Source organism: Aeromonas sp. Y293-4 (genome assembly GCF_027705905.1).
In the GTDB taxonomy this organism is placed as follows: Bacteria; Pseudomonadota; Gammaproteobacteria; order Enterobacterales; family Aeromonadaceae; genus Aeromonas; species Aeromonas veronii.
The window spans coordinates 304,951-313,174 of record NZ_JAPDCI010000001.1 but is presented as its reverse complement, the minus strand read 5'-3'; the positions used below and the strand labels follow the sequence as shown (position 1 = coordinate 313,174).

General features: G+C 54.3%; 5 protein-coding genes. 4 read left to right on the top strand and 1 reads right to left on the bottom strand.

The window, feature by feature from the left end; all coding sequences use genetic code 11:
- Nucleotides 1-186 precede the first annotated feature (186 nt).
- Nucleotides 187-2,853, bottom strand: a complete 2,667-nt coding sequence (adhE, locus tag OKC31_RS01320) for a bifunctional acetaldehyde-CoA/alcohol dehydrogenase (protein ID WP_019446648.1) — start codon at nucleotides 2,851-2,853, stop codon at nucleotides 187-189.
- Nucleotides 2,854-3,693: 840 nt separating this feature from the next.
- Between adhE and OKC31_RS01315 the strand changes: the two genes are divergently transcribed.
- From OKC31_RS01315 to oppC, 4 genes are all read left to right on the top strand, one after another.
- Nucleotides 3,694-4,329: a YchE family NAAT transporter gene (locus OKC31_RS01315; protein ID WP_005337678.1), complete on the top strand. Its 636-nt coding sequence runs from the start codon at nucleotides 3,694-3,696 to the stop codon at nucleotides 4,327-4,329.
- Nucleotides 4,330-4,608: 279 nt separating this feature from the next.
- Nucleotides 4,609-6,228, top strand: a complete 1,620-nt coding sequence (locus tag OKC31_RS01310) for an ABC transporter substrate-binding protein (RefSeq protein ID WP_120413955.1) — start codon at nucleotides 4,609-4,611, stop codon at nucleotides 6,226-6,228.
- A gap of 98 nt (nucleotides 6,229-6,326) precedes the next feature.
- Nucleotides 6,327-7,247 carry an oligopeptide ABC transporter permease OppB gene (gene oppB, locus OKC31_RS01305; RefSeq protein ID WP_005337672.1) on the top strand — a complete coding sequence of 307 codons (921 nt, stop codon included), beginning with the start codon at nucleotides 6,327-6,329 and terminating at the stop codon, nucleotides 7,245-7,247.
- Between the two features lie 14 nt (nucleotides 7,248-7,261).
- The gene (oppC, locus tag OKC31_RS01300) at nucleotides 7,262-8,173 is read left to right on the top strand and encodes an oligopeptide ABC transporter permease OppC (protein WP_019446650.1); all 912 of its coding nucleotides are present in this window, start codon (nucleotides 7,262-7,264) and stop codon (nucleotides 8,171-8,173) included.
- The last annotated feature ends 51 nt before the right edge of the window (nucleotides 8,174-8,224 follow it).

The window sequence follows — 8,224 nt, the reverse complement described above, 5'->3', positions numbered from 1 at the left end:
GTTGGTTGGTTGGTTGGTTGGTTGGTTGGTTGGTTGGTTGGTTGGTTGGTTGGTTGGTTGGTTGGTTGGTTGGTTGGGAAGTTAGGGGCTGCACTACCGCAATCGGCTGGAGAGAGGAGCTCTGTGATAAGTGGCAGATAAAAAAAGCCCGCGCAGTGCGCGGGCTTGTTATCTCAGGACTGGTTATCAGGCCTTGGATTTCTTCTTGCCTTCAACCTTGGCTTCAACCGGGGCAGCAGTTACCGGAGCGGCTTCGGTGAACGGACGACCGTAGTAGGAGTCCAGCAGAACCTGCTTCAGCTCGCTGATCAGCGGGTAGCGCGGGTTGGCGCCGGTGCACTGGTCATCGAAAGCTTCGATAGCCAGCTGGTCAACCTTGGCCAGGAAGTCAGCTTCAGTCACGCCAGCTTCGCGGATAGAGGCCGGGATACCCAGGGTCGCCTTCAGCTCGTCCAGCCAGGTCAGCAGCTTCTCGATCTTGGCGGCGGTGCGGTCACCGGCAGCAGTCAGACCCAGGTGGTCAGCGACTTCGGCGTAACGACGACGAGCCTGCGGACGGTCGTACTGGGAGAACGCAGTCTGCTTGGTCGGGTTGTCGTTTGCGTTGTAGCGGATGACGTTGCTGATCAGCAGGGCGTTAGCCAGACCGTGCGGAATGTGGAACTCGGCACCCAGTTTGTGAGCCATGGAGTGGCACACACCCAGGAAGGCGTTGGCAAACGCGATACCGGCGATGGTGGCAGCATTGTGCACCTTCTCACGAGCGATCGGGTCGTTGGCACCGTTCTGGTAGCTGGACGGCAGGTACTCTTTCAGCATTTTCAGGGCTTGCAGCGCCTGGCCGTCGGAGTACTCGTTAGCCAGTACGGAAACATAGGCTTCCATGGCGTGAGTCACGGCATCGATACCACCGAAGGCACACAGGGACTTCGGCATGCCCATGACCAGGTTGGCATCAACGATGGCCATGTTCGGGGTCAGCTCGTAGTCAGCCAGCGGATACTTCTGACCAGACACTTCATCGGTTACTACCGCAAACGGAGTGACTTCAGAGCCGGTACCGGAAGTGGTGGTGATACAGACCAGTTCGGCCTTCACGCCCATTTTCGGGAACTTGTAGATACGCTTGCGGATATCCATAAAGCGCATGGCCAGATCTTCGAACGCGGTGTTCGGGTGCTCGTACATTACCCACATGATCTTGGCCGCATCCATCGGTGAACCACCGCCCAGCGCCAGGATAACGTCCGGTTTGAAGGAGTTGGCCATCTCGGCACCCTTGCGAACCACAGCCAGGGTCGGGTCAGCTTCTACTTCGTAGAACACTTCCACTTCCATATTCTGTGCTTTGAGCAGGCTGACCAGTTCATCGGCGTAGCCGTTGTTGAACAGGAAGCGGTCGGTCACGACCATGGCACGCTTTTTACCTTCCAGGTCGCTCAGAGCGATCGGCAGGGAACCACGACGGAAGTAGATGGATTTCGGAAGTTTGTGCCACAGCATGTTTTCTGCCCGTTTTGCGACTGTCTTCTTGTTGATCAGGTGCTTCGGACCCACGTTTTCGGAGATGGAGTTACCGCTCCAGGAGCCGCAACCCAGGGTCAGGGACGGTGCCATTGCGAAGTTGTACAGGTCACCGATACCGCCTTGGGTAGACGGAGTGTTGATCAGGATACGCGCGGTCTTCATCTTGTCGCCGAAGTACTTGATGCGGTCAGCGTTGCGGTCCTGGTCGGTGTACAGACCGGAGGTGTGGCCGATACCACCGATGTTGACCATGTCACAGGCCATATCAACGGCGTTTTCGAAGCTGCTAGCACGGAACATACCGAGCAGCGGGGACAATTTCTCGTGAGCAAACTCATCTTCTGCACACAGCTTGACGCCTTCACCGATCAGGATCTTGGTATCAGCCGGTACAGTCACGCCTGCCATCTCGGCAATCTTGGTGGCTGGCTGACCAACGATGTTGGCGTTCAGGGCACCGTTGATCAGGATGACTTTACGTACCTTGTCAGCATCTTCTTTGGAGAGCACGTGGCCCTTGTGGGATGCAAAGCGCTCTTTAACTTGGTCGTAGATGGCATCAACAACGATGACTGCCTGCTCGGAAGCACAGACCACGCCGTTATCGAAAGTCTTGGACATCAGGATGGAGGCAACGGCACGCTTAACATCGGCGGTTTCGTCGATAACGATAGGCACGTTACCGGCACCGACACCGATAGCAGGCTTACCGGAAGAGTAGGCTGCTTTCACCATGCCCGGGCCACCGGTGGCCAGGATCAGGTTGATGTCTTCGTGCTTCATCAGGGCGTTGGAGAGCTCAACAGACGGTTGGTCGATCCAGCCGATGATGTCTTTCGGCGCACCAGCGGCAACAGCTGCATCCAGTACCAGCTTGGCAGCGGTATTGGTGGAGTTCTTGGCGCGGGGGTGCGGGGAGAAGATGATGGCGTTGCGGGTCTTGAGCGCGATCATGGATTTGAAGATCGCAGTGGAGGTCGGGTTGGTGGTCGGAACGATACCACAGATGATACCTACCGGCTCGGCGATGGTGATGGTACCCATCTGATCATCTTCGCTCAGAATGCCGCAGGTCTTCTCGTCTTTGTACTTGTTGTAGATGTATTCGGAGGCAAAGTGGTTCTTGATAACCTTGTCTTCGATGATACCCATACCGGATTCTTCCACGGCCATCTGGGCCAGGGGGATACGGGCGTTGTTGGCGGCCAGGGCGGCGGCACGGAAGATCTTGTCTACCTGCTCTTGAGAGAAGCTGGCGAATTCACGCTGGGCTTCCTTAACGCGGGCGACCAGTGCATCCAGTTCAGCCAAATTGGTTACTGCCATGTTTATCTCCTGATTATTTGAAAACTGTTTAGTAAGACGTTGGCAATGCCCGGCAATTATAGTCGCCCTGTCAAGACGGTATCGTTGCAACAGCTTTTTCACATGCCTTACTAAATCGCTTTCTGAGTCGATTATAGAGCGGGGCTGACTCAGAAAAACTTGATCTGGATCATGTGTAACAAAAGAACAAAAGAAATTTTATTTCACAATCCTTGTTTGACTGATGTTATCGGAATGTGCATCAAAGGGAAAGGTGAGAGACTTGTTAACGCAGGGTAATAAACCACATTTATCAAGTGGTTAATTGCACTTGGTCATAGGATTGCAGAGCTATTTTGGCGGTATAGGTTAGCAAATATGAGTGAATTGGTTTCAAAATCACCGACAAACGCACTTTATTCCAGCGTTTGTTGCAAAAATGATTGTTGTTTTAATCCATGACTAATCCGCTTTATTCCCCAAGGGGGCCATTTCTGCCCCCTTTCCCGGTTTTTGCATTGTGGCTCTCTTGCCGAGTCAATGAAGTGATGTCTGGCCTGAAATAGTGGAAAGGCAAAGCCTGGATTCTCTCGAGTCGCTTGGTCATTCGGTCTGTCATCGTCGGACTCTCTGGTCATGATTAAGCAGGGTTGCGCTCACTTTTCTGGCGCGTGTCGGGCGGTAGAAAGGGCTTTTGGCATCGGTTTATGCCAGTTAGCGCGGATGCATTAGATGAACTAACTAAAAAACCCTCAAAATGGTGAGATTATTTGATTGGTACCCACTCTGGCTATGATGTAAATTTACGCACGAAATTAATGGACTGGCCCGCTGGGCCCGAAACTCTATTGGAAGGCGCCTATGGCAGCAATTGACGTCTCGTTGTATCTGAAGTTTTTTGTCGGTTTGTTCGCAATTATCAACCCGCTTGGTTTGTTGCCGGTGTTTGTCAGCCTGACCAGCCACCATACCCAGGCCGAGCGGATGAAAACCAATACCACCGCCAATATCGCGGTGATGGTGATCCTGTTGGTCTCCATGTATATGGGGCAGTTGATCCTCGATGGGTTTGGCATCTCGCTGGCATCGTTCAGGATCGCCGGTGGGTCGCTGATTACCCTGATTGCCTGGTCGATGCTGCAGGGCAAGCTGGGCGAGGTGAAGCACAACAAACAGGAGAAGGGTGAACTGGCGGTGCGCGAGTCTATCGCCGTGGTACCGCTGGCGCTGCCGCTGATGGCGGGCCCAGGAGCCATCTCCTCGGTGATTGTCTATGCCAGCCAGAGCCACTGGCAGCAACTGCTCGGCATGTCAGTGGTTGTCGTGGTCTTCTCCTTCTGCTCCTGGCTCATCTTCCGCGCCGCGCCGCTGCTGTTCAAGATCATGGGCAACACCGGCATCAACGTGGTGACCCGTATCATGGGTCTTATCATGATGTCGCTGGGTATCGAGATCATGGTGGCCGGTATCAAGGGGGTTTTCCCCAGCCTGATGTGAGCCAGCTCCGCTTTATGAAAGCCGGTCCTCGTGACCGGCTTTTTATTGGTTGCTTTTTGCCCGGTCTTTTCTAGAATCGGTCGTTTGTGTGAAAAACGAGCGCTTTGCTGGTGTTTTAATACTGAAAAAGCGCACGTTAGCTGATTTTTTAACCAGAAAATGACGATTACCCTGACAATATCTGTTGCATTATCGGAATTGGCAGGGAATTATGCTGGGAGCGGGTTTTAACCCCGTCACTTTAAAAAACGCATGGAATGTTCTTGTTGGAGTAGGGAAATGACTCATAAAAAAACAATGATTAACACATTGCTGGTGGCTGCACTGTTTGGTGGCGTCAATGTGGCTCAGGCTGCCGATGTCCCGGCGGGAACCAAGCTGGCTGAAGTCCAGCAACTGGTAAAAGGCAACGGCTCCGAGCCTGCGACCCTTGACCCGCACAAGACCGAAGGAACGGTCGAATCCAATATTCTTCGTGACCTGTTCGAGGGTCTGGTACTTTCTGGTCCCAAGGGTGAAGTACTGCCTGGCGTAGCAGAATCCTGGGAAACCAAGGATAACAAGCACTACGTCTTCCATCTGCGCAAAGATGCCAAGTGGTCCAACGGTGACCCGGTCACTGCCCACGATTTCGTTTTTGCTTTCCAGCGTGCCGTTGATCCGAAGACAGCCTCTCCTTACTCCTGGTATCTGGAGATGCCGACTATCGCCAACGCCACCGATATTATCGCTGGCAAGAAACCCGCTGATACGCTGGGTGTGAAGGCGACCGACGACTACACCTTCGAAGTGCAGCTTGAGAAAGCCATCCCTTACTTCGTCAGCATGCTCTCCCACACCACCACCTATCCGGTACCGAAAAAGGTAGTCGAGCAGTTTGGTGACAAGTGGACCCAGCCGGAGAATATGGTATCCAATGGTGCCTATGTGCTGAAGAAATGGGTGGTCAACGAGCGGATAGAGCTTGAGCGCAACAAGAATTACTGGGACGACGGCAAGACAGTGATCAATACAGTGGTCTATTTGCCGATCCAGTCTACCAACGCCGATCTGAGCCGCTATCTGGCGGGTGAGGTGGATCTGACTTACACCACTCCTATCGAACGTTTCAAGCAGCTCAAGAAGGATTACCCGAATGAGCTGAAGGTGACCGGCTTGGTGTCCACTTACTATTACCAATTCAACTTCAAGCACAAACCGTTTGACGATGTGCGTGTCCGTACTGCGCTCTCCTACGCCATCGATCGTGATGTGATCGCCGACAAGGTAATGGGTCAGGGCCAGACTCCGGCTTACGGTCTGACCCCAGACTATGTGGATGGTTTTAAGCCAGTGGTCGCCGATTGGTCGAAGATGACCCAGGCCGAGCGTGATACCAAAGCGAAAGCTATGTTGAAAGAAGCCGGTTTCGATGCCAGCAAGCCGCTCAAGCTCGAACTGCTCTACAACACCGACGACAACCACAAGAAAGTGGCCGTGGCCGTGGCCTCCATGTGGAAGAAGCTGGGTGTGCAGGTGAGCCTGGTCAACCAGGAGTGGAAAACTTACCTGGAAACCAAGAAACAGGGGCAGTTTGAAGTAGCTCGTGCCGGCTGGAACGCTGACTACAACGAAGCCTCCTCCATGCTGGATCTGATGCAGACCACCCACGGCACCAACGACGGCAAGTACTCTAATCCGGAGTATGACAAGCTGATGGATGAGTCTCGCGATCAGGTTGACGATGTGGCCCGCAACAAGATCTATGCCCAGGCTGAGGCCATCCTTGCCAAGGACATGCCGATCGCCCCTATCTATCAATACGTTACTCCGCGCATGGTGAAATCCTATGTGGGTGGCTACCCGGCCAACCCGCTGGATAACCTCTACAGCAAAGATATGTACATCATTGCTCACTGATTTAAAGCAACAAGTCGCATAACAAGCAGGGCCCGCCGGACGGTGGGCCTTTATTACAACCGCGACCATTTGGAAGCAGTACAGGACAGGAAATGTCTATGTTGAAATTCATTTTTAAACGGCTATTGGAAGCGATCCCGACTCTGCTGGTCTTGATCACCGTCTCTTTCTTCATGATGCGTTTCGCCCCGGGTAACCCCTTTACCAGCGAGCGTTCACTGCCCCCCGAAGTCATCGCCAACATCGAGGCCAAATACGGGCTCGACAAACCCATTGGCATGCAATATCTCACCTACCTGGGCAACCTGGTGCAGGGTGATTTGGGCCCCTCTTTCAAATACAAAGATTTCACCGTCAATGATCTGGTGAGTCAGGCGCTGCCTGTTTCCGCCAAGATCGGGACCACGGCCTTCTTCTTCGCCGTGCTGCTGGGGGTCACCTTCGGCACCATAGCGGCACTGAAACAGAACACCATCATCGACTATCTACTGATGTCGTCGGCCATGGCCGGGGTGGTGATCCCGGGCTTTGTGCTGGCGCCCTTGTTGGTGCTGTTCTTCAGTATTCATCTTGGCTGGTTCCCTGCCGGTGGATGGCAGGGGGGTGGCATCCAGTTTATGGTGCTGCCGGTGTTCGGCATGATGATGTACTACATCTCTGCCATCTCGCGGATCATGCGGGGCAGCATGATCGAGACCATGAACTCCAACTTCATCCGTACCGCCCGTGCCAAGGGTTTGCCGCTGCGCCACATCATCCTGAAACACGCACTGCGTCCGGCCATGCTGCCGGTGGTCTCCTATCTGGGCCCGGCCTTTGTCGGCATCATCACAGGTTCCGTGGTGATCGAGACCATCTTCGGCCTGCCGGGGATCGGTCAGCTGTTCGTCAACGGTGCCCTTAACCGTGATTACTCCATGGTGCTCGGTCTGACCATTCTGGTCGGCGCCCTCACCATCACCTTTAACGCTGTGGTCGATATTCTCTACGCCTTTATCGATCCCAAGATCCGTTACTAATTCGGGAGTTCATCATGGTTGTTTCAACTGAAAAACGCGATGCCATCGAGGCGTTCGCGCAAAAAGTGGAAGTGGTGGAGGGACGCTCCCTGTGGAAGGATGCCCGTCGCCGTTTCCTGCGCAACAAGGCGGCCCTGACCAGCCTGATCATTCTGACCATCATCGGTCTGGCGGTCATCTTTGGCCCCCATCTGTCCCAATACACCTTTGACGATCCGGACTGGGGCGCCATGCAGTCGCCGCCTGATATGGAGGCGGGTCACTACTTCGGAACCGACAGTCTGGGGCGCGATCTGTTCGTGCGCACCCTGCTGGGCGGTCGCATCTCCCTGATGGTCGGCATCATGGGCGCCATGGTGGCGGTCATCATCGGTACTTTGTATGGCGCAGCCTCCGGTTTTATCGGCGGGCGGGTCGACAGCCTGATGATGCGGGTACTGGAGATCCTCAACGCCTTCCCCTTCATGTTCTTTGTCATCATGCTGGTCACCTTCTTTGGCCGCAATCTGGCACTCATCTTTATCGCCATCGGGGCGGTGAGCTGGCTCGACATGGCGCGTATCGTGCGCGGCCAGACCCTGAGCCTCAAGAGCAAGGAGTTTATCGAGGCAGCCCACGTCTGTGGCGTCTCCAAGTGGAAGATCATCACCCGTCACATCGTACCGAACGTACTCGGTATCGTGGCCGTCTACGCCACCTTGCTGGTGCCGGGGATGATCATGTTTGAATCCTTCCTGAGTTTCCTGGGCCTTGGGGTTCAGGAACCGATGACCAGCTGGGGTGCCCTGCTGGATGAAGGCTCCAAGTCGATGGAAGTGGCCATCTGGCAACTGTTGTTCCCCGCCTGCTTTATGGTGGTAACCCTGTTTTGCTTCAACTTCCTCGGGGATGGTCTGCGTGACGCCCTCGATCCGAAAGATCGTTAATCGAGCATCGGATCGACAGGAAAGCATCACGAAAGATCGATAAGGAGTTTT

What these genes read in the sequence shown, in the direction of transcription:
- oppB (WP_005337672.1), top strand. Translation starts at nt 6,327, where the DNA reads ATGTTGAAATTCATTTTTAAACGGCTATTGGAAGCGATCCCGACTCTG.
- oppC (WP_019446650.1), top strand. Translation starts at nt 7,262, where the DNA reads ATGGTTGTTTCAACTGAAAAACGCGATGCCATCGAGGCGTTCGCGCAA.
- OKC31_RS01315 (WP_005337678.1), top strand. Translation starts at nt 3,694, where the DNA reads ATGGCAGCAATTGACGTCTCGTTGTATCTGAAGTTTTTTGTCGGTTTG.
- OKC31_RS01310 (WP_120413955.1), top strand. Translation starts at nt 4,609, where the DNA reads ATGACTCATAAAAAAACAATGATTAACACATTGCTGGTGGCTGCACTG.
- adhE (WP_019446648.1), bottom strand. Translation starts at nt 2,853, where the DNA reads ATGGCAGTAACCAATTTGGCTGAACTGGATGCACTGGTCGCCCGCGTT.